The sequence below is a fragment of the Micromonospora sp. WMMD812 genome (genome assembly GCF_027497215.1).
Classification (GTDB): domain Bacteria; phylum Actinomycetota; class Actinomycetes; order Mycobacteriales; family Micromonosporaceae; genus Micromonospora.
This window is the reverse complement of the sequence record NZ_CP114904.1, coordinates 542,025-559,763: the sequence shown is the minus strand read 5'-3', so window position 1 is coordinate 559,763 and position 17,739 is coordinate 542,025. Positions and strand designations below refer to the sequence as shown.

The 17,739-nt window shown below is 71.0% G+C and carries 16 protein-coding genes; 7 read left to right on the top strand and 9 right to left on the bottom strand.

Annotated features, from left to right (window positions below):
- Positions 1-1,020: a tripartite tricarboxylate transporter substrate-binding protein gene (locus tag O7603_RS02485; protein ID WP_281574040.1), complete on the bottom strand. Its 1,020-nt coding sequence runs from the start codon at positions 1,018-1,020 to the stop codon at positions 1-3.
- A 146-nt stretch (positions 1,021-1,166) separates the two neighbouring features.
- On the opposite strand from O7603_RS02485, the gene O7603_RS02480 reads away from it, so the two are divergent.
- Positions 1,167-1,850 (top strand): response regulator transcription factor, encoded by a 684-nt coding sequence (locus tag O7603_RS02480; protein WP_281574039.1) that lies wholly within the window; start codon positions 1,167-1,169, stop codon positions 1,848-1,850.
- A gap of 224 nt (positions 1,851-2,074) precedes the next feature.
- Here the strand turns inward: O7603_RS02480 and O7603_RS02475 are convergent, their stop codons facing one another.
- The 5 genes from O7603_RS02475 to O7603_RS02455 all read right to left on the bottom strand — a co-directional run bounded on the left by O7603_RS02475 (position 2,075) and on the right by O7603_RS02455 (position 6,876).
- The gene (locus O7603_RS02475; protein ID WP_281574038.1) at positions 2,075-2,950 is read right to left on the bottom strand and encodes a hypothetical protein; all 876 of its coding nucleotides are present in this window, start codon (positions 2,948-2,950) and stop codon (positions 2,075-2,077) included.
- A gap of 415 nt (positions 2,951-3,365) precedes the next feature.
- Positions 3,366-4,322 carry a TAXI family TRAP transporter solute-binding subunit gene (locus O7603_RS02470; RefSeq protein ID WP_281574037.1) on the bottom strand — a complete coding sequence of 319 codons (957 nt, stop codon included), beginning with the start codon at positions 4,320-4,322 and terminating at the stop codon, positions 3,366-3,368.
- Positions 4,323-4,371: 49 nt separating this feature from the next.
- Positions 4,372-5,214 (bottom strand): phosphatase PAP2 family protein, encoded by an 843-nt coding sequence (locus O7603_RS02465; RefSeq protein WP_281574036.1) that lies wholly within the window; start codon positions 5,212-5,214, stop codon positions 4,372-4,374.
- Between the two features lie 106 nt (positions 5,215-5,320).
- Complete coding sequence (locus O7603_RS02460; protein WP_281574035.1) at positions 5,321-5,992, bottom strand: TetR/AcrR family transcriptional regulator; 672 nt, start codon at positions 5,990-5,992, stop codon at positions 5,321-5,323.
- A gap of 107 nt (positions 5,993-6,099) precedes the next feature.
- Positions 6,100-6,876: a VOC family protein gene (locus O7603_RS02455; RefSeq protein WP_281574034.1), complete on the bottom strand. Its 777-nt coding sequence runs from the start codon at positions 6,874-6,876 to the stop codon at positions 6,100-6,102.
- A gap of 281 nt (positions 6,877-7,157) precedes the next feature.
- Here O7603_RS02455 and O7603_RS02450 point away from each other — a divergent pair, with 281 nt between their 5' ends.
- A complete protein-coding gene (locus O7603_RS02450) occupies positions 7,158-8,093 on the top strand; it encodes a UbiA family prenyltransferase (RefSeq protein ID WP_281574033.1) in 936 nt (311 codons plus the stop codon).
- A 97-nt stretch (positions 8,094-8,190) separates the two neighbouring features.
- Here O7603_RS02450 and O7603_RS02445 read toward each other — a convergent pair whose 3' ends face one another.
- Complete coding sequence (locus tag O7603_RS02445; protein WP_281576578.1) at positions 8,191-8,451, bottom strand: DUF6454 family protein; 261 nt, start codon at positions 8,449-8,451, stop codon at positions 8,191-8,193.
- 308 nt (positions 8,452-8,759) lie between these two features.
- Between O7603_RS02445 and O7603_RS02440 the strand changes: the two genes are divergently transcribed.
- A complete protein-coding gene (locus O7603_RS02440; protein WP_281574032.1) occupies positions 8,760-9,131 on the top strand; it encodes a VOC family protein in 372 nt (123 codons plus the stop codon).
- 43 nt (positions 9,132-9,174) lie between these two features.
- Here O7603_RS02440 and O7603_RS02435 read toward each other — a convergent pair whose 3' ends face one another.
- Entirely contained in the window at positions 9,175-10,665 is a 1,491-nt protein-coding gene (locus O7603_RS02435) for a CoA-acylating methylmalonate-semialdehyde dehydrogenase (protein WP_281574031.1), read from the bottom strand.
- On the bottom strand, positions 10,662-11,966 hold the full coding sequence (locus O7603_RS02430) for an aspartate aminotransferase family protein (RefSeq protein WP_281574030.1): 1,305 nt from the start codon (positions 11,964-11,966) through the stop codon (positions 10,662-10,664). Before O7603_RS02430 ends, O7603_RS02435 begins: the two co-directional genes overlap by 4 nt.
- 128 nt (positions 11,967-12,094) lie before the next feature.
- Between O7603_RS02430 and O7603_RS02425 the strand changes: the two genes are divergently transcribed.
- The 4 genes from O7603_RS02425 to hydA all read left to right on the top strand — a co-directional run bounded on the left by O7603_RS02425 (position 12,095) and on the right by hydA (position 17,729).
- Positions 12,095-13,699 (top strand): PucR family transcriptional regulator, encoded by a 1,605-nt coding sequence (locus O7603_RS02425; RefSeq protein WP_281574029.1) that lies wholly within the window; start codon positions 12,095-12,097, stop codon positions 13,697-13,699.
- Positions 13,700-13,930: 231 nt separating this feature from the next.
- Positions 13,931-15,490 (top strand): NCS1 family nucleobase:cation symporter-1, encoded by a 1,560-nt coding sequence (locus tag O7603_RS02420; protein ID WP_281574028.1) that lies wholly within the window; start codon positions 13,931-13,933, stop codon positions 15,488-15,490.
- A complete protein-coding gene (locus O7603_RS02415; RefSeq protein ID WP_281574027.1) occupies positions 15,487-16,329 on the top strand; it encodes a nitrilase-related carbon-nitrogen hydrolase in 843 nt (280 codons plus the stop codon). The genes O7603_RS02420 and O7603_RS02415 overlap by 4 nt, the downstream gene beginning before the upstream one ends.
- Complete coding sequence (hydA, locus tag O7603_RS02410; RefSeq protein WP_281574026.1) at positions 16,326-17,729, top strand: dihydropyrimidinase; 1,404 nt, start codon at positions 16,326-16,328, stop codon at positions 17,727-17,729. The genes O7603_RS02415 and hydA overlap by 4 nt, the downstream gene beginning before the upstream one ends.
- The last annotated feature ends 10 nt before the right edge of the window (positions 17,730-17,739 follow it).

Sequence of the window (17,739 nt, the reverse complement as noted above, 5' to 3'; positions counted from 1 at the left end):
TCAGGAGACCTTGACCCCGGCGTCGGCGATGATCTTCGCCCAGGTGCCGAGCTGCTCCTCGAGCTTGGCCCGGTGCGCCTCCGGGGTCGCGTCCTGAGCCGGGACCGGCGCGGTGCCGAGCTTGGCCATCTGGTCGACGACCGCCTGGTCCGCCAGCGCCACCTTCAGCGCCTCGGACAGCTTCTGGACGATCTCCTTCGGCGTGCCGGCCGGGACGTAGAGGCCGTGCCACACGCTGACCTGGAGCTGGGGCAGCCCAGCCTCGGCCGTGGTGGGCAGGTCGGGCAGGCTCTTCACCCGCTCCGGCGTGGTGACCGCGTACGCCTTCACCTTGCCCGCGGCGATCTGACCGCTGGTGTTGGTCGTCTGGTCGCACATGAAGTCGACCTGACCGCCGACGAGGTCGGTGAGCGCGGGACCGGTGCCCTCGTACGGAACCTCCTGGAGCTTGACACCGGCGGCGGTCTGGAACAGCAGGCCGCACAGGTGGGACGCGGCGCCGATGCCGGCGTTGGCCAGTGTGACCTTGTTGGCGTTCGCCTTCACGTGGGTCACGAGGTCCTGGAGCGTCGTAGGGGCGAAATCCTTGCGGGCGACCACCGTCATCGGCACCTCGGTGACGAGCCCGACCATCTCGAAGTCCTCGAGCGGCTTGTAGCCCAGGCTCTTGTACAGGGCGGGCGCCGTCGACATGCCGATGTGGTGCATGAGCACGGTGTAGCCGTCCGGCTCGGCCCGCGCGACCTCGCCGGCGCCGACCGTGCCGCCGGCGCCCTCGACGTTCTGGACGACGATCTTCGCGCCGAGCTTGGCGGCCATCGGCTCGGCGATCATGCGGGTGACGGTGTCCGTCGGGCCGCCCGCGCTGAACGGCACGACGAAGGTGATGTTCTGGTCCGGATAGCCCGCGGCGTCGCCTCCGCCGGTCGCGCCCCCGTTGCCGGAACAGGCGGCGGCAAGCGAGACGACGCCGATCGCGGCGATCATCCGCGCGACGGCGCGGTACCTGCTGGTTCCCATACAGCGACCTCCTCATCGGCGTATGCACATTCCTCAGTGCACGAGTGGCCCCAGTCTCGGCTGGCCGGGGCGCGGATGGTGTCAGAGAAATCCCAAGAACTCGACGCGCGGCACGAGCAGCGGCCCGGGCCGTACAATCCCCCGGTATGCGGATAACCGTCATCGAGGATGACGACCGCGTGGCGCGGGGTCTGGTGACCGTCCTGACCCAGGCAGGCTTCGAGGTCCACCGCATCGCCACCGCCGCGGAGGCCGTGCGCGCCGCGCCGTCCGACGTGGTCCTCGTCGACCTGGGTCTGCCCGACGGCGACGGGCTCGACGTGATCCGCAAGCTGCGTGACCACCCGGAGACCGCCGTCATCGCGGTGACCGCGCGGTCCGAGGAGCACGACCGGGTTCGTGGCCTGCGCGCCGGCGCCGACGACTACATCGTCAAGCCGTTCGGCATCCCGGAGTTGCTGGCCCGGATCGACGCCGTCCTGCGGCGTACCCGGGCCGCCCGCGCGCTGAGCCGTTCCGACGAGCCACTCCTCCTCGGCCCGATGCGGATCGGCGTCGGCACCCGCGAGGTCACCGTCGACGGCACACCCGTGCCGTTGACCCGCAAGGAGTTCGAGCTGCTCCTGCTGCTGGCCCGGCGGGCGCCCAACGTGGTCAGCCGCGACGTCATCCTCGACCAGATCTGGGGCGCGACCTGGGAGTCGTCGAGCCGCACCCTCGACACCCACATCGCGGCGTTGCGGCACAAGCTGCGGCCGGACGTGGTCATCCGCACGGTTCACGGTGTCGGCTATCGGCTCCTGGCCGACCAGCCGGAGCTGATCGGCTGACGTGCCGTGCACCGCCGCCTGCTCGTCGTCCTGGTTCCCCTCGCGGTGCTGCTCGTCGCGGCGCTCGGGGTGCCGCTCGGCGTCACCGTGGCCGAGCGGGAGATGCAGGAGACGTACGTCAACCGGCTCAACGACGTCGGCCGGTTCGCCTCGCTGGCCGAGACCGCGCTGTCGACCGGGCGGACCGAGGCGCTGCAGCAGGAGCTGACGCGCTATCACGAGCTCTACGGCATCCCGGTCGCGCTGATCGACACGTCGGGCGAGGTGCTGCTCGGGCCGGCCGGCGCGTACCAGGAGGCGGCGGGCGCCGAGCCCGCGTTGCCCCGGATCGTCACCGCGGCGCTGGCCGGGGCCCGGTCCGAACCGTCCTGGGAGTGGGCGCCGTGGGACGACTCGGCACTCGTGGTCGCCGAGCCGGTGGGCCGCGACAGTGAGGTCGTCGGCGCCGTCGTGACGATCTCCGACCTGTCGAGGACGCGCGAACTCATCCTCGCCCGGTGGGCCCGGCTCGCCGGGCTCGGGCTTCTGCCGTTGATCGCGCTGACGGCCGTCGCCTGGCCGGTATCGGCGTGGGTGCTGCGGCCGGTGCGGAAACTGGACGCGGCTACCTCTCGGATCTCCGCGGGCGACCTGACGATCCGTGCCGACGCCGAGGCCGGGCCGGTCGAGCTGCGGCGGCTGGCGGAGTCGTTCAACACCATGATGGACGCCGTCGAGAACTCCGTGCAGCGGCAGCGGGCGTTCGTTTCCGACGCGTCGCACCAGTTGCGCAACCCGTTGACCAGCCTCCGCCTCGCGGTGGAGAGCCTCGAACCACACCTGCGGCCGGAGGACGACGGGCGGCAGGTGTACGACGTCGCCGTCGACGAGCTGAAGGCGATGCAGCGGATGCTGAACTCGCTGCAGGCCAGTGCCCGGATGGAGAGCATGCGAACGGCGTCGCCGGTGGACCTCGACGAGGTGCTGGCGACCCGGGTGGACCGATGGCGGGCATTGACGGCGACGGCGGGGCAGACGCTGACGGTCGACGTGCCGCCGGGTCTGCGGTTGCTGGAGCCGCCGGGCGGACTGGGCAGCGTCCTGGACGAGCTGATCAGCAACGCGCTACGGCTGTCGGGAGCGCAGATTCTGGAGGTGACCGCCCGAGTCGTCCTCGGTGGCCCGGTCGCCGGGCACCGCGACGGTGGCGCGGCCGGCGGCGTGGTCACGATCGTCGTCCGTGACGACGGGCAGGGCCTCGACGTTTCGGAGCGGGCCCAGGCGCTACGACGGTTCTGGCGGTCTCCGCGGCACCAGAACGTGTCGGGGACCGGCCTGGGACTGGCGATCTGCGCCGACCTGGTCGGTGCGGCGGGGGCCAACTGCGGCTGGAGGACGGCTTGCCACGCCCGGACGGCTCCGGGCACGGGTTCGCCGCCGTGGTGGCGTTGCCGGTCGTTCCGCGGGTGCCGTCCTCGTCCGGCGTCGCGGCGCCGTCGCCGGCCTGAGGGCCCGGTCCGGTCGCCGGGCCGCGGGTCAGCGCTTGCGGTCGCGGAACCAGGCGGCCGCGCCGGGATGGAGCGGGACCGATGCGGTGGAGATCCCGGTGCGCACGTTGATGTGCCACGCCTCGGGAACGGCTGCGTCGTCGCGGCTCGCGGAGGTGATCGTGCCGGTGTGTGTGAAGATCGTGTCGGTGATGGCGTAGACCAGGTCGTCGGGCAGGTCGTTGCGGGCGAGCAGCACGTTCGGCACGGCGACGGTGCGGGTCGCCGGGACACCCGCGTAGGCGGTCGCGGGAATCATGGCCGGGGCGTAGGGACCCGGGTACGCCGTGAAGAGCGCGTCCGCCTGTGCGTCCAACCGGATCAGCCGGATCGGGTGCCGCTGCGCCAGCTCCGTGATGGCGGGTGTCGGGACGCCGGTCAGGGAGAACATCGCGTCGATCGTGCCGTCGCGCAGTGCCGCCGCCGATTCGGCCTGGCTGAGGTACCGACCGTCGGCGTTCACCGGACCGAGCTTGAGAACCCGCAGCGAGGTGAACTCCGTCCCCGAATCGCGGGCACCGAGGGAGATGCGCTTGCCCCCAAGGTCCCGGAACTCGTCGATCGCCGAACCGGCCAGGACCACGAGATGCAGGTGACTGTCGTAGAGCCGGCAGATCGCCGCAAGGCCGTCGGGCGCGCTGCCGTCGGTCGTGATCAGCGCATCCAGGCTCGTCAGCCCGAGGTGCACCTCGCCGGCCCGCAACATCCGGATGTTGTCGGTGGACGCCCCACTCGGCACGGTGGTCACCGTGGCACCCGGGACCTGCTCGGAGATGTGTTCGGCCAGGGCGCCGCCGATGCGCCGGTAGACCGCCCCCGCCGGCCCGGTGGCCAGTCGCAGGTGGACCTTGTCCGCCTCAGGCCGCGGTTTGCAACCGGCGAGCAGCCCGCCGGCGGCCAGCAGCGCCGCCCGACGGCTGAACCGCACCTCCAGGTTCAGCGCCATGCCGAGATGATACGGACGGTGGCGTCGGTGGGCCCGGCACCAACGATGGCTACGGCCCGCCGGAGCCGACGATCTGCTCCACGTCACCGCGCCGAGCGTCGACGTGCTCCACGCCAACCCCGGCCACCGTGACCAGCGGGCGGGCCGGTTCGCCCGTGTTCGTCGCGGCCGTGGACCGTGTCGTAGCGGGCGCCGCCGATCGGGGTCGGGGGGCAACCAGCAGGATCGCGCCGAGCAGGGCGAGGGCCACCACGGCGTCGAGCCAGTAGTGGTTCCCGGTGATCACCACGACGGTGAGGGTGAGCAGTGGGTGCAGCAACCAGAGCCAGCGCCACCGGGTCCGGCCGGCCGCGATCAGGACGATGGCGACCACCATCGCCCAGCCGACGTGGAGCGAGGGCATGGCCGCGTACTGGTTGGAGAGGGTGTCGGTGGCGGGGTCGCCGTAGGCGCTCGGCCCCACCACGCGTCCCGTGTCCAGCACGCCTGTCGCGGACAGCAGCCGCGGCGGCGCCAGGGGAACGAGTGCCTGGATGGCGAACCCCACGCCGGACAGCGCCGCGAGGAGCGTGCGCGCCCACCGGTACAGGGCCGGACGACTCACGTACGTGAACAGCAGCAGCGCCGCGGTGGCCGGGAAGTGCACCGAGGCGTAGTACCTGTTGGCGGCCCGGACCAGGCCGTCGTACGACAGGACGGTCCGCTGCAGCGTCGCCTCGTCGGGCAGCCCCCACGCGCGCTCCAACGCCCAGACGTGCGTGGCATGGGCGTATGCCGCGGGCAGGTCCCCGACCACGAGCAGCCGCCCGACCTTGTACGCCAGGAACAGGGCGGCCACGATCAGCAGTTCGCGGACGGGGTGCGGGCGCTTCCCGCGGTCGTCGGCACCCACGGCGTTCCTTTCGCGGCGAGGGATGTGTCGGCGCACGGCCGCCGACGTCGTCTGCGAACGGCGGCGGCTCCGTGGGAGGGGATGCTGGTCGGGTACCGGCTCCACCTCATGGACGGGAGGGATCTCCGGCGCGCTGTCGGGCAGCCGGCGGAATGGCCGAGGGCTCAGGTGGCGGGTGGCCGAGGGGCAGGCCCTCGCGCAGCTGCGCGACGCTGATCCGGACGAGGTCGGGAAGGGTGGCGTCGGTGGCGCCGCCGGCCCAGAACGTGACCACCGCCCGCATCGTGGCTCCGGGGACGGCAGCCAGCAGATGCGGAGCAAGGTCATGGTCGACGTCGGCACCGGTCCGCTCCGCGACGACCTCGGCGAGGAGCCGCTCGACGCGAGCGAACGCCGTCAACTGCTGCGCCAGCATCGCCGGGTTCTCGGCGGAGACGCGTACCAGGGCGGCGACGTCGGCCTCGCGCTCACCGAGCACTCTCATGATCGCGTCGGGCAGGACGTGGGCGAAGGACTCCCACACCGGCTCGCCGGCAGGCCGGGCGCGCAGCGCCTCGACGAGCCAGTCCGCGCGCTGCGCGATCCCGTCGAGGATCGCCTCCTCCCGGCTCGCGAAGTAGTTGCGGAAGGTCCGGGGTGAGACGTCCACCGTCGCGGCGACCGACTCTGCGGTCACCGCGTCGATCCCGCGCTCGACCATCAGCGACCATGCCGCACGGCTCAACGCCGCGCGGGTCGCCCGCTTCTTCCGCTCGCGCAGGCCAACGTCCGAGGTCACGGCACAACTATCCGCGCGACTTTCCCAACCGGCAAAATTTCCTTGTGGGAAAAGTCGTGGAATGGATCACATGAGCAGCAGTCATGCGAGTGGGCCACCTCTTGTGGTCAGCCGGGCGCGCCGGCCGGTCTCGTGATCACCGAGAACTCGGCGCCAAAGGGGTCGGTGATGGTCGCTATCCGCCCGTAGAGCATGTCCTCGATCTCACCGGCGGTGCCTCCGGCTGCCCGGGCGCGCGCAACCACGGCGTCGGTGTCGGCGACCTCGAACGTCGTCGCCCACCTGGAGGATCGGGCCTCGGGGAGGCCGAAGATGCCGCCGATCTCGTGGCCGTCCGGCCGGCGGAGGAAGGTGAAGTCGAATCCCGGGAGATCCTCGTTGCGGTCGAGCGTGAAGTCGAACACCGCCGCGTAGAAGGTGCGGGCGGGGTCGGGGGCGGCGGTGACCAGGTCGTTGCGGACCAACGACCCGGGCTCGTTCACGATCTGGGCGCCGATGTGCGCGCGGCCCTGCCAAAGCCCGAACTGCGCACCGACGGGATCCCGTGCGATCGCCATTCGGCCCTGGTCCATCACGTCCATCGGCGCGTCGATCATCGCGCCGCCCGCGTCGATGATGCGCTTGGCCGTGCCATCGCAGTCCGCGGTCGCGAAGTACACGTTCCACCAGAAGTCGGTGGCGCCCGGGTCGGGGTTCGGCATGATCGCAGCGACCGGTCGGCCTCTCAGCAGACACGTCGCGTAGTGCCCGGCCTCCGCCGGACCTACCTCGAACTCCCAGCCGAACAGCGCGCCGTAGAACTCCATCGCCCGGTCAAGGTCGGGGATGCCGAGATCGATCCACGTCGGCGTGCCCTCCGGCTGGTTGGCGGTGACGTGACTCATCGCACGCTCCTTCGTCTCGAGCGGGACCAGGCCCGGCTGACCGGTCGCGTGGGACGTTACCGTCGGGGGCCGACAACAAGGGCCAGTCGGTCCTGGGCGCACCATCGGCAGCAGCCAGCGAGGCCGTCGCGGCCCGTTCCAGTCGTGCCGGCCGACCAGGAGCGACGGGCGCGAGCGCTGGTCGTGCCGTCGGCGACCTCCCGCGGAGTCCCTCCACCGAGGGAGGCGGTTGGCCTTGCCGGGTGAGGTGGGAAGCCGGTGCCCTTCCTAGCGTCGACTGCATGGATCACCCACGCGGCTCCGGCACCGCCACCATCCCCGGTACGCGATCGCGGACCGCCGCCAGCCGGCCGCAGGTCGCATGGGCGGTTGTCCGCCTGGCACGGCCGTGGTTCTGGCCGCTCGGCTGGGCCGGCGCCTACCTGGGCCTCGTGCTCGCGACACGCAGCTGGGTGCCACCAGCTGACACGCTCCCCGCGGCGATCACCGCGCTCGTGGTGCTCGGCCCGCTGGTGTGGGGAGCGGTCCTGACGGTCAACGACCTGCACGACCTGCCGAGCGACCGCCACAACCCGCGCAAGGCGACCGCGCCGCTGGTGACCGGCGTGCTCACCGGGGCCGACCTGAGGCGGTGGCATCGGCGGTGCGTCGTGGCGGCCATGGCCGCGGCGGCGACCATCGGGCCGGCGTTCGTCGCGGGCACCGCCGCGGTGCTGGCGTTGGGGTGGCTGTACAGCGCGCCGCCGGTGCGGCTCAAGGGACGCCCGGGCGTCGACGTCACCGTGAACGCGCTCGTCGTCGGAGTCCTCGCGCCCATGGCCGGATGGTCACTGCACCGGCCCGTCGGCGAGTACCCGGCGGTCATGATCCTGCTGGGGCTCCTCCTGGCCGCCGCGCTCTACGTCCCGACCACCGTGCTGGACGTCGACGCGGACCTGGTCGCCGGCGACGCGACGGCCGCGGTGCGCTGGAAGCCGCGGGCGTGCTACCGGCTCGGACTGGCGTTGTGGAGCTCGGCGAGCGCGCTGTGGCTGGCCAGCTGCCACCTCGACCTCATCGTGCGGCGCGACTCCTGGACCCTGCAGACCGTAGCGGTCCCGATCCTCGTGGCGGTCTACGCCGCCGCGACACGCAAGCCGTCGATCCCCCGGATGGCCGCCGTCTCGCTCGCGTTCGCCGTGCCGGCCGCCGACTTCCTGGCTGCGGTTGCCGGGTGATCACCCCGCCACCCCCGACGACGGGCCGGGCAGACGAGGGCTCTTTCCCCTGTGGTCGCGGGAAAGAGCCCTCGGCGCCGATTGCGCGTGAACGCGGTCAGCCGATCGGAGCCTCGTACACCAGCAGCTCGGTGCCCGCGACCTCCTCGGCGTCGTCGGGCGCGGCGAACAGCCGCAGCTTGTCGCCCGCCACCTCGAGCGCGACCGGGTTGCGCGTCGCGACGTGCCCGGCGGTGGAGAACTTCGGGAACGGGATCTCGTGCAGGATGCGGTTGTCCCGCAGGTCCAGCAGGGCCAGCCCGCCCAGTTCGTAGCCGCCGCCGTCCGGCCGCGGCAGCCCGGTGACCCCGGAGCAGATCTGCTGCGCCAGCCGCTGTAGTCGCAGTCCTGGTAGTCGACGAGGTGGTCGGGGTTCGCCACCTTGCTGAGTTGGTGGCCCTTCGGCGTCCAGGAGTATTCGGGGCGCGAACCCCAGCTCACGCCGTGCACCGTGCCGCTGACCCGGTCCCGGACCACCCCGCCGACGTGGTCGGCGACTCGGAACGCCTCGGTGACGCGGTAGGTCTTCGGGTCCAGCCGGTAGACGATCGCCTTGCTGTTCGGCCGGGCGGTCGGGCGGTCGGTCGGTCGCCAGCCAATGTCGTACCGACGTCCTACGGTGGGGCGATGGACTGGAAAATCGAGCTCATCCCCGTCCCGGTGACCGATGTCGACCGGGCCAAGGCGTTCTATCAGAGCGTGGGCTTCAACGCCGACCACGACCACCGGGTGCACGAGAGCCTGCGGTTCGTTCAGCTGACGCCGCCCGGCTCGGCCTGCTCCATCGTGATCGGCGACGGCATCACCGACAAGACGCCCGGCACGCAGGAGATCCAGGTCGTCGTCGCCGACGCCGCGGCGGCCCGCCGGCAGTTGCTCGACGCCGGCGTCGACGCGAGCGAGGTCGAGGTGCAGCCGTGGGGCAGCTTCGTCTACTTCCGCGATCCCGACGGAAACTCGTGGTCGCTGCAGGCGATCGAGTCGCGCCCCAACGGGTGATCGGCCGGCGGCGGCGCGCCGGCGGCGACTCGGGTCCTGGTGGTCAGCTGTTCTGCGGGAAGCCGAGGTTCACTCCGCCGTGGGAGGGGTCGAGCCACCGGCTGGTGACCACCTTGGACCTGACGAAGAAGTTCACGCCTTCCGGCCCGTACGCGTGCGCGTCGCCGAACAGGGAGTCCTTCCACCCGCCGAAGGAGTAGTACGAGACCGGGACCGGGATCGGCACGTTCACTCCGACCATGCCGATCTCGATTTCGTTCTGGTAGCGCCGGGCCGCCCCGCCGTCGTTGGTGAAGATCGCGGTGCCGTTGCCGTAGCGGTTGGCGTTCACCAACTCGACGGCGTCGTCGTAGCTTCGCGCACGCACGACCGACAGCACCGGTCCGAAGATCTCGTCGGTGTAGACGGACATGTCGGTGTCGACGTGGTCGAAGAGGGTCGGCCCGAGCCAGAAGCCGGTCAGTTCCCCGTCGATCGGGTGGCTCCGCCCGTCGACCACCAGCGTCGCCCCCGCGGCCCGTCCCGCGTCGAGGTATGCCGCCACCCGGTCGCGGTGGGCACCGGTGACCAGCGGTCCCATCTCACAGCCCGGGCGACGGCCGTCGCCGACGTGCAATGCCGCGATCCGCTCGCGGATCTTGTCGACCAGCTCGTCCCCGATCGGGTCGACCGCCACGACGACCGAGATCGCCATGCACCGCTCGCCGGCCGAGCCGAAGCCGGCGGAGACCGCGGCGTCGGCGGCGAGGTCGAGGTCGGCGTCCGGCAGGACGACCATGTGGTTCTTCGCGCCACCGAGCGCCTGCACCCGCTTGCCGTGCCGGGTGCCGGTCTCGTAGACGTAGCGGGCGATCGGCGTGGAGCCGACGAAGGAGATCGCCTTGACCGCCGGGTGTTCGAGAATCCGGTCGACGGCCTCCTTGTCGCCGTGCACGACGTTGAACACGCCGTCCGGCAGCCCGGCCTCGGCGAACAGCTCCGCCAGGAAGTTCGCCGCGGACGGGTCCTTCTCGCTCGGCTTGAGCACCACGGTGTTGCCGCAGGCGATCGCGTTGGGTGCGAACCACAGCGGCACCATGGCCGGGAAGTTGAACGGGGTGATCACGCCGACCACACCGAGCGGCTGCCGGAGGGAGTACACGTCGACCTGGGTCGAGGCGTTCTCGCTGAACCCGCCCTTGAGCGTTTGCGGGATGCCGCAGGCGAACTCGACGTTCTCCAGCCCGCGCTGGATCTCCCCCGCGGCGTCGGACAGCACCTTGCCGTGCTCGGCCGTGATGATCTCGGCGAGGTCGGAGCGGCGCGCGCGGAGCAGTTCCCGGAACGCGAACATCACGGTCGCGCGCTGCGCGAGCGACGCCGTACGCCACCGGGTGAATGCCTCGCCGGCGGCGCCGACCGCCTCGTCGACGACCGCGGCGGTCGCGAAGTCGACCTGCCCGGCGACCTGCCCGGTGGCGGGGTCGTAGATGTCGCCGGTCCGGTCGGGAACACCGTTCCACTGCTTGCCGCCGATCCAGTGCGTCGTCCTCACAGCGCCTGCACCTCCTTGGCCACGGCCTCGATCGACTGGGTGAGGATCTCGAGCGCCTCGTCCGCCTCGGCCCGGGTCAGGGTCATCGGCGGCGCCAGGCGGATGACATTGCCGTACAGCCCGCCCTTGCCGACGAGCAGCCCTCGTTGCCGCGTCTCCTCGAGCAGCGCGGCGGCGGCCGCAGGGCGGGGCGCGCCGTCGGGTCCGACGAACTCCAGCGCGATCATCAAGCCCTTGCCGCGGACGTCGCCGACCACGGGATTCGCCTGCGCCACCGCACGGAGGCCGTCGAGCAGCCGGGCGCCCAGTTCGGCGGCGTTGGCCTGGAGGTCGTGCTCCAGCAGATAGGTGAGCGAGGCCAGCGCGCCGGTGGTGGCGAGCGGGTTGCCGCCGAACGTGGAGATCGAGTTGGCGCCGAGGCAGTCCATCAGGTCCGCCCGGGCGACCACGCCACCGATCGCCAATCCGTTGCCCAGGCCCTTGGCGAAGGTGATCGCGTCAGGCACGACGTCGTGCGCCTGGATGCCCCAGAAGTGCTCGCCGGTGCGGCCCCAGCCGGTCTGCACCTCGTCGGAGACGAGGAGGATGCCGTACTCGTCGAGCACCTTCTTGAACTCGCCGAACAGCCCGTCCGGTGGGGCCGCGAAACCACCCACGCCCTGGATCGGCTCGACGATCATGCACGCGACGTCGCCCGCGGTCGTCGTCTCGATGATGTCCCGCAGGTCGGCCACGCAGGCCCTGATGTAGTCCGCGTCGGGCAGCTCGCGGAACGGGCTGCGGTAACGGTATCCGCCGTGCACCCAGCTCACCTTCACAGGACTGAGGGCGCTGGCCGACCAGCCGCGGATGCCGGTGATGCCGACGGTGGCGAACGCGCGGCCGTGGTAGGAGTTGCGCAGCGCCAGCACCTGCTCGCTGCGCCGGTGCTGGGTGGCGAGCATCAACGCGGTCTCGTTCGCCTCGGTGCCCGAGTTGGTGAAGAAGACCTTGGCGTCCGGGATCCCGGACAGGTGCGCGATCTTCTCGGCGAGCGCGACCTGCGACTCGATCAGGTAGAGCGTGGACGAGTGCAGCACGCCGGTGTCGATCTGCGACCGGACGGCGTCGCTGATCTCGGCGACGTCGTAGCCGATTCCGTTGGTGAGGATGCCGGCGAAGAAGTCGAGGTAGGTCCGCCCTTCGCGGTCGGTGACCCGACGACCGGACGCGCTCGCGAACTCGATCGGCTGCTCGTAGTACAGCGCCAGCCAGTTCGGCATCACGGACCGGTGTCTGGCCAAGAGTTCGCGGTGCGCCATGGCGTCCTCCCCTGTCTCGTCCCTACGGCGAGTGTGGTCGCATTCGTTGTCCAACCGCTATGCACAACCTGTACCGCTCTGCGGAGCGCACCATTACGTTGTGTGCATCCCGTCAGAGGGGAGCGCCGATGTATCCCTCCGTCGCAGAGGCCGTCGCGCTGCCGGTGATCCGGCGGGCGAAGCCGCAGGTGGTGGCCGGGTCGGCCGGCCTGCAGGGGCGCGTCCGCTGGGTCCACGTGGCGGAGGTCGCCGACATCGCCCATCTGTTGCGCGGCGGGGAGCTGGTGCTGACCACCGGCATCGCGTTGCCGGACGAGGCCGCGGCGCTGACCCGGTACGTGGACGACCTCGCCGCGGTGCGCGCGGCGGGACTGGTGATCGAGCTGGTCCGGCGGTGGAACGACCGCGTCCCGGACGCGCTCGTGGCCGCGGCGGACCGGCACCGGCTCCCCCTCATCACGCTGACGGAGGAGACGCGGTTCGTGTCCGTCACGGAGGCGGTGGTGGCGCTCATCGTCGACGCGCAGCTCGCCGAGCTGCGGGCCGCCGAGCAGGTGCACGAGACGTTCACCTCGCTGACCGTCGCCGGCGCGGAGCCGGCCGAGGTGCTGCGCGAGGTGGCCAGGATCTCCGGGCTGCCGGTGGTGCTGGAGACGTTGGGGCACGAGGTGCTCGCGTACGACGCGGCCGGGCAGGATCCCACCGAGCTGCTGGCCGACTGGGGACAGCGGTCCCGATCGGTGGCCGCGCCCGAGCGGACGGCCCACGACGAGGAGGCCGGCTGGCTGGTCACGATGGTCGGCGCGCAGGGCGCCGACTGGGGGCGGCTGGTCCTGCTCTCGCCGGACCCTCCACCCCACCGGCACGTGGTGGTCGCCGAGCGGGCCGCGTCGGCGCTGGCGGTGCACCGGCTGGTGGCGCGTGATCGGGAGAGCCTGGAGCGCCAGACGCACCGCATGCTGCTCGCGCAACTGCTCGGCCAGGCGGTGCCGCCGCCGGATCTGGCCGCTCGGGCCGCCGCGCTGGGCGTCGGCCTGGACCGGCGACAGCTGGTCGGGATGGCGATCCGGCCCGCCACCGTGACACCACGCGCCCCCGCGCTCGCCACCCAGGAGGTGTTGCGCGACCTCGCCGAGGCGACCGCGTTGGCCGCGCGCCGGGTGGCGGTGCCGGCCCTGGTGGGGGTCGTCGACGACACGAGTGTCCGCGCGTTGGTGTCGCTGCCCGCGCAGGCCGGGGTCGACGCGGTGCTGTGCCGGTTGGCCAGGGAGGTGCACCGCTCGGCGGCCGGCCCGGTGTTGGTGGCGGTCGGCACCACGGTGACGCACGCCGCCGAGGTGCGCCGCAGTCTCGGCGAGGCCGCCCACGTGGCGGGGGCGGCGCTCCGCTCCCCCGGCGCCCAGCTCTACCACCGGCTGGACAACGTACGCCTGCGCGGGCTGTTGCACCTGTTACGGGAGGACGAGCGGGTCCGGGCGTTCGCGGATCGCGAGTTGGGACCGCTGCTGGCTCGAGACGCCCACCAGCGCAGCCGGCTGGTGGAGCTGCTGCGCTGCTACTGCGAGCAGGGCGGCAACAAGTCGGCGGCGGCCGCCGCGGCGCACCTGTCGCGTACGGCCTACTACCAGCAGCTGTCGCGGATCGCGCAGGTGCTCGGGGTGTCGCTGGAGGACCCGGAGTCGGTGCTGTCGCTGTACGTGGCTCTCCTGGTGCACGACCTCGACGACGCGTAGGACCGGTCGGAGGCGGGAACCGTCCGGCGTGCTGATTGACAGGTCGGTGCGGGGCATGCCGTGGACAGAGTGTGCCCTGATCACGGCAAGCGTGGACACTTTGCCGCTGCCCGTGGCGGGTCCGCGACACCCACCATTCCCAGATAAAGATCGCGCTGAACCGTCCACCAGGAGCGCGTGAGCCGGGTCGGTCGGCCAGTGTTGCGGCAGCGTAACAGGGAGGTGTCACCGATGGCCGTCGAACCCCTGCCCCCCTCCGAAGCCACCGCGGTCGAGCCGGGCACGCAGATCACCCACCCGGATGGCCGAGTCGAGTTGCGCGACTTCTCCACGATCGCCGACAGCCGGTACTTCAACGAAGAACTCGCCCCGGTGCCCATCGAGAAGCGCACCTGGAACACGTACAACTTCGCGGCGCTGTGGATCGGCATGGCGCACAACATTCCCACCTACCTGCTCGCCGCCGGCCTCATCCAGCTCGGCATGAACTGGGTGCAGGCGTTCCTCACCATCACGCTGGGCAATCTGCTCGTCCTGATCCCGATGCTGTTGAACAGCCACGCGGGCACCAAGTACGGCATCCCGTTCCCGGTCTTCGCCCGCGCGTTCTACGGGGTTCGCGGCGCCAACCTCGCGGCCCTGCTGCGCGCGTTCATCGCGTGCGGCTGGTTCGGCATCCAGACCTGGATCGGCGGTGAGGCGATCTACGCGATCGCCGGCAAGCTGCTGGGCTCGTGGTGGGTCGACGCGGCACGGATCATGGACTACCCGTGGACGCTGTGGGCCTCGTTCTTCGTGTTCTGGGCAATCGAGATGGCGATCATCTGGCGGGGCATGGACACCCTCCGGCGCTTCGAGAACTGGGCGGCGCCGTTCGTCATCGTCGTCGCGGTCGCCCTGTTGATCTGGGTCCTGGTCGAGGCGGGCGGGCTCGGCCCGATCCTGTCCGAGCCGTCGAAGCTGGGCTGGGGCGCCGACTTCTGGAAGCTGTTCGCGCCGTCGCTGATGGCGATGATCGCGTTCTGGGCGACCCTGTCGCTGAACATCCCCGACTTCACCCGGTTCGGCGGCAGCCAGCGGCAGCAGGCGTACGGCCAGATCCTCGGCCTGCCGACCACGATGTCGTTCTTCGCCATCCTGTCGATCATGATCACCTCAGGCACGGCCGTGATCTACGGCGAGGCGATCTGGGACCCCATCCAGCTCGCCGCCAAGTTCGAGAACCCGCTGGTCGTCGCGCTCGGCCTGTTCACGGTCGTGGTCGCGACGCTGTCGGTGAACGTCGCGGCGAACACGGTGAGCCCGGCGTACGACTTCTCCAACGCGGCGCCCCGACTCGTCAGCTTCCGGACCGGGGGTCTGATCACCGGCGTGCTCGGCATCCTGATCCAACCGTGGCGCCTGGTGCAGGACCCCAACATCTACATCTTCGTCTGGCTCGGGTTCTACGGCGGTCTGCTCGGCGCGGTCGCCGGTGTGCTCATCGCCGGATACTGGGTCCGCAGCCGCACGCGCCTCCTGCTGCCCGCCCTCTACCGCCCCGAGGGTCGGTACTGGTTCTCCGGCGGCTGGAACTGGACGGCCGTCGTCGCCACCGCCGTCGGCGCGATCCTCGCGGTGGGTGGCGCCTACTCCGCTCCGGGCAAGGGGCCGTTCCCGGAGGACGGGTTCATCCCGTGGCTCAAGCCGCTCTACGACTACAGCTGGGTCGCCGGTCTCGTCGGCGCGTTCGTCGTCTACCTGGCGCTGTCGCTACCGCGCACCGCTCACGTCAAGGAGGAGATCCGATGAGCACCATCGTCCGAGCCGGCCTGGTGCAGCAGAAGTGGACCGGCGACAAGGAGTCGATGATCGCGAACGCGGTGGAGGCGATCCGCAGCGCCGCGTCACAGGGCGCCCAGGTCGTCTGCCTGCAGGAGTTGTTCTACGGCCCGTACTTCTGCCAGGTGCAGGACGCCGACTACTACTCGTACACCGAGGCGATCCCGGACGGGCCGACCACGGCGCTCATGCGTGAGCTGGCCGAGCAGCACGGCGTGGTGCTGATCGTGCCGATGTACGAGCAGGAACAGCCGGGCGTCTACTACAACACCGCCGCGGTGATCGACGCCGACGGCACCTACCTCGGCAAGCACCGCAAGAACCACATCCCGCAGGTGAAGGGGTTCTGGGAGAAGTTCTACTTCCGGCCGGGAAACCTCGGCTATCCGGTGTTCGACACCGCCGTCGGCCGCATCGGCGTCTACATCTGTTACGAGCGGCACTTCCCGGAAGGCTGGCGGGCCCTGGGGCTGGCCGGCGCGAAGATCGTCTTCAACCCCTCCGCCACCAGCCGCGGCCTGTCGGAGTATCTGTGGCGGCTGGAGCAGCCGGCCGCGGCGGTCGCCAACGAGTACTACGTCGGCACGATCAACCGGGTCGGCGTGGAGCCGTTGGGCGACAACGACTTCTACGGCCAGTCCTACTTCGTCGACCCCCGGGGGCAACTGGTCGGCGAGGCGGCGTCGGACACCGAGGAGGAGATCGTCGTACGCGATCTCGACATGGACAGGCTGGCCGAGGTGCGCGACCTGTGGGCGTTCTACCGCGACCGCCGGCCGGAGACGTACGAATCGCTGGTGACGCCGTGAGCATCGTCATCCGCAACGGCACAGTCGTCAACGCCACCGGGGAGTACCCGGCGGACGTCCTGGTCGAGGGCGAGCGGATCGCGGCACTCGCCGCGCCCGACTCGGGCCTGGCCGAGCAGTGGGCCTCCGGCGCCGAGCGGGTGATCGACGCCGCCGGGAAGTACGTGGTCCCGGGCGGCATCGACGGCCACACGCACATGGAGATGCCGTTCGGGGGCACGTTCTCGGCGGACACCTTCGAGAGCGGGACGATCGCGGCGGCCTGGGGCGGCACCACCACGATCATCGACTTCGCGGTGCAGGGCAAGGGGACGTCGCTGTTGTCCGCGCTGGACAAGTGGCACAGCAAGGCCGACGGCAACTGCGCGATCGACTACGGGTTCCACATGATCGTGTCGGACGTCAACGACACGTCGCTGAAGGAGATGGAGGCCTGCATCGACGCGGGCGTGAACACCTTCAAGATGTTCATGGCCTATCCCGGGGTCTTCTACGCCACCGACGGGGAGATCCTGCGAGCGATGCAGAAGGCCCGGGACACCGGGTCGATGATCATGATGCACGCGGAGAACGGCATCGCGATCGACCAACTCGTCGCGCAGGCGCTGGCCAGCGGGCGCACCGACCCGGTGCAACACGGGCTGACCCGGCCGCCCGATCTGGAGGGCGAGGCCACCTCGCGGGCGATCACGCTGGCGAAGGTCACCGGCGCGCCGCTGTACATCGTGCACCTGTCCGCCGCGCACGCCCTCGACGCGGTCACCCAGGCCCGCGACACCGGCCAGAACGTGTTCGCCGAGACCTGCCCGCAGTACCTGTTCCTGTCGCTGGACGACCTGGCCCGACCCGACTTCGAGGGCGCGAAGTACGTCGCCTCTCCCCCGCTGCGCCCCAGGGAGCACCAGGCGGAGTTGTGGCGGGGCCTGCGCACCAACGACCTGTCGCTGGTGTCCACCGACCACTGCCCCTTCTGCTTCAAGGACCAGAAGGAGCTGGGCCGGGGCGACTTCTCCAAGATTCCCAACGGGATGCCGGGCGTCGAGCATCGCATGGACCTGCTCTACCAGGGCGTCGTGAACGGTGAGATCACCCTGCCGCGCTGGGTGGAGATCAGCTCCACGACGCCCGCCCGCATGTTCGGTCTCTACCCCCGCAAGGGCGTCATCGCCCCCGGCGCGGACGCGGACATCACGGTGTACGACCCGACGGCCGAACAGACGATCTCCGCGGGCAGCCACCACATGAACGTCGACTACTCGGCGTACGAGGGCATGAGGCTGACCGGGAAGGTCTCCACCGTGCTGTCCCGTGGTCGGGTCGTCGTCGACGACAACGCCTTCCACGGCGCCGCCGGGCACGGCACGTTCCTGAAGCGCGACCTCAGCCAGTACCTCATCTGACGAGGAGGAG

Excerpts from the sequence above, each read along its gene's own strand:
- O7603_RS02420 (WP_281574028.1), top strand. The coding sequence starts at position 13,931 with ATGGCCGTCGAACCCCTGCCCCCCTCCGAAGCCACCGCGGTCGAGCCG.
- O7603_RS02470 (WP_281574037.1), bottom strand. The coding sequence starts at position 4,322 with ATGGCGCTGAACCTGGAGGTGCGGTTCAGCCGTCGGGCGGCGCTGCTG.
- O7603_RS02430 (WP_281574030.1), bottom strand. The coding sequence starts at position 11,966 with ATGGCGCACCGCGAACTCTTGGCCAGACACCGGTCCGTGATGCCGAAC.
- O7603_RS02455 (WP_281574034.1), bottom strand. The coding sequence starts at position 6,876 with ATGAGTCACGTCACCGCCAACCAGCCGGAGGGCACGCCGACGTGGATC.
- O7603_RS02425 (WP_281574029.1), top strand. The coding sequence starts at position 12,095 with ATGTATCCCTCCGTCGCAGAGGCCGTCGCGCTGCCGGTGATCCGGCGG.
- O7603_RS02480 (WP_281574039.1), top strand. The coding sequence starts at position 1,167 with ATGCGGATAACCGTCATCGAGGATGACGACCGCGTGGCGCGGGGTCTG.
- O7603_RS02440 (WP_281574032.1), top strand. The coding sequence starts at position 8,760 with ATGGACTGGAAAATCGAGCTCATCCCCGTCCCGGTGACCGATGTCGAC.
- O7603_RS02485 (WP_281574040.1), bottom strand. The coding sequence starts at position 1,020 with ATGGGAACCAGCAGGTACCGCGCCGTCGCGCGGATGATCGCCGCGATC.
- O7603_RS02450 (WP_281574033.1), top strand. The coding sequence starts at position 7,158 with ATGGATCACCCACGCGGCTCCGGCACCGCCACCATCCCCGGTACGCGA.
- O7603_RS02415 (WP_281574027.1), top strand. The coding sequence starts at position 15,487 with ATGAGCACCATCGTCCGAGCCGGCCTGGTGCAGCAGAAGTGGACCGGC.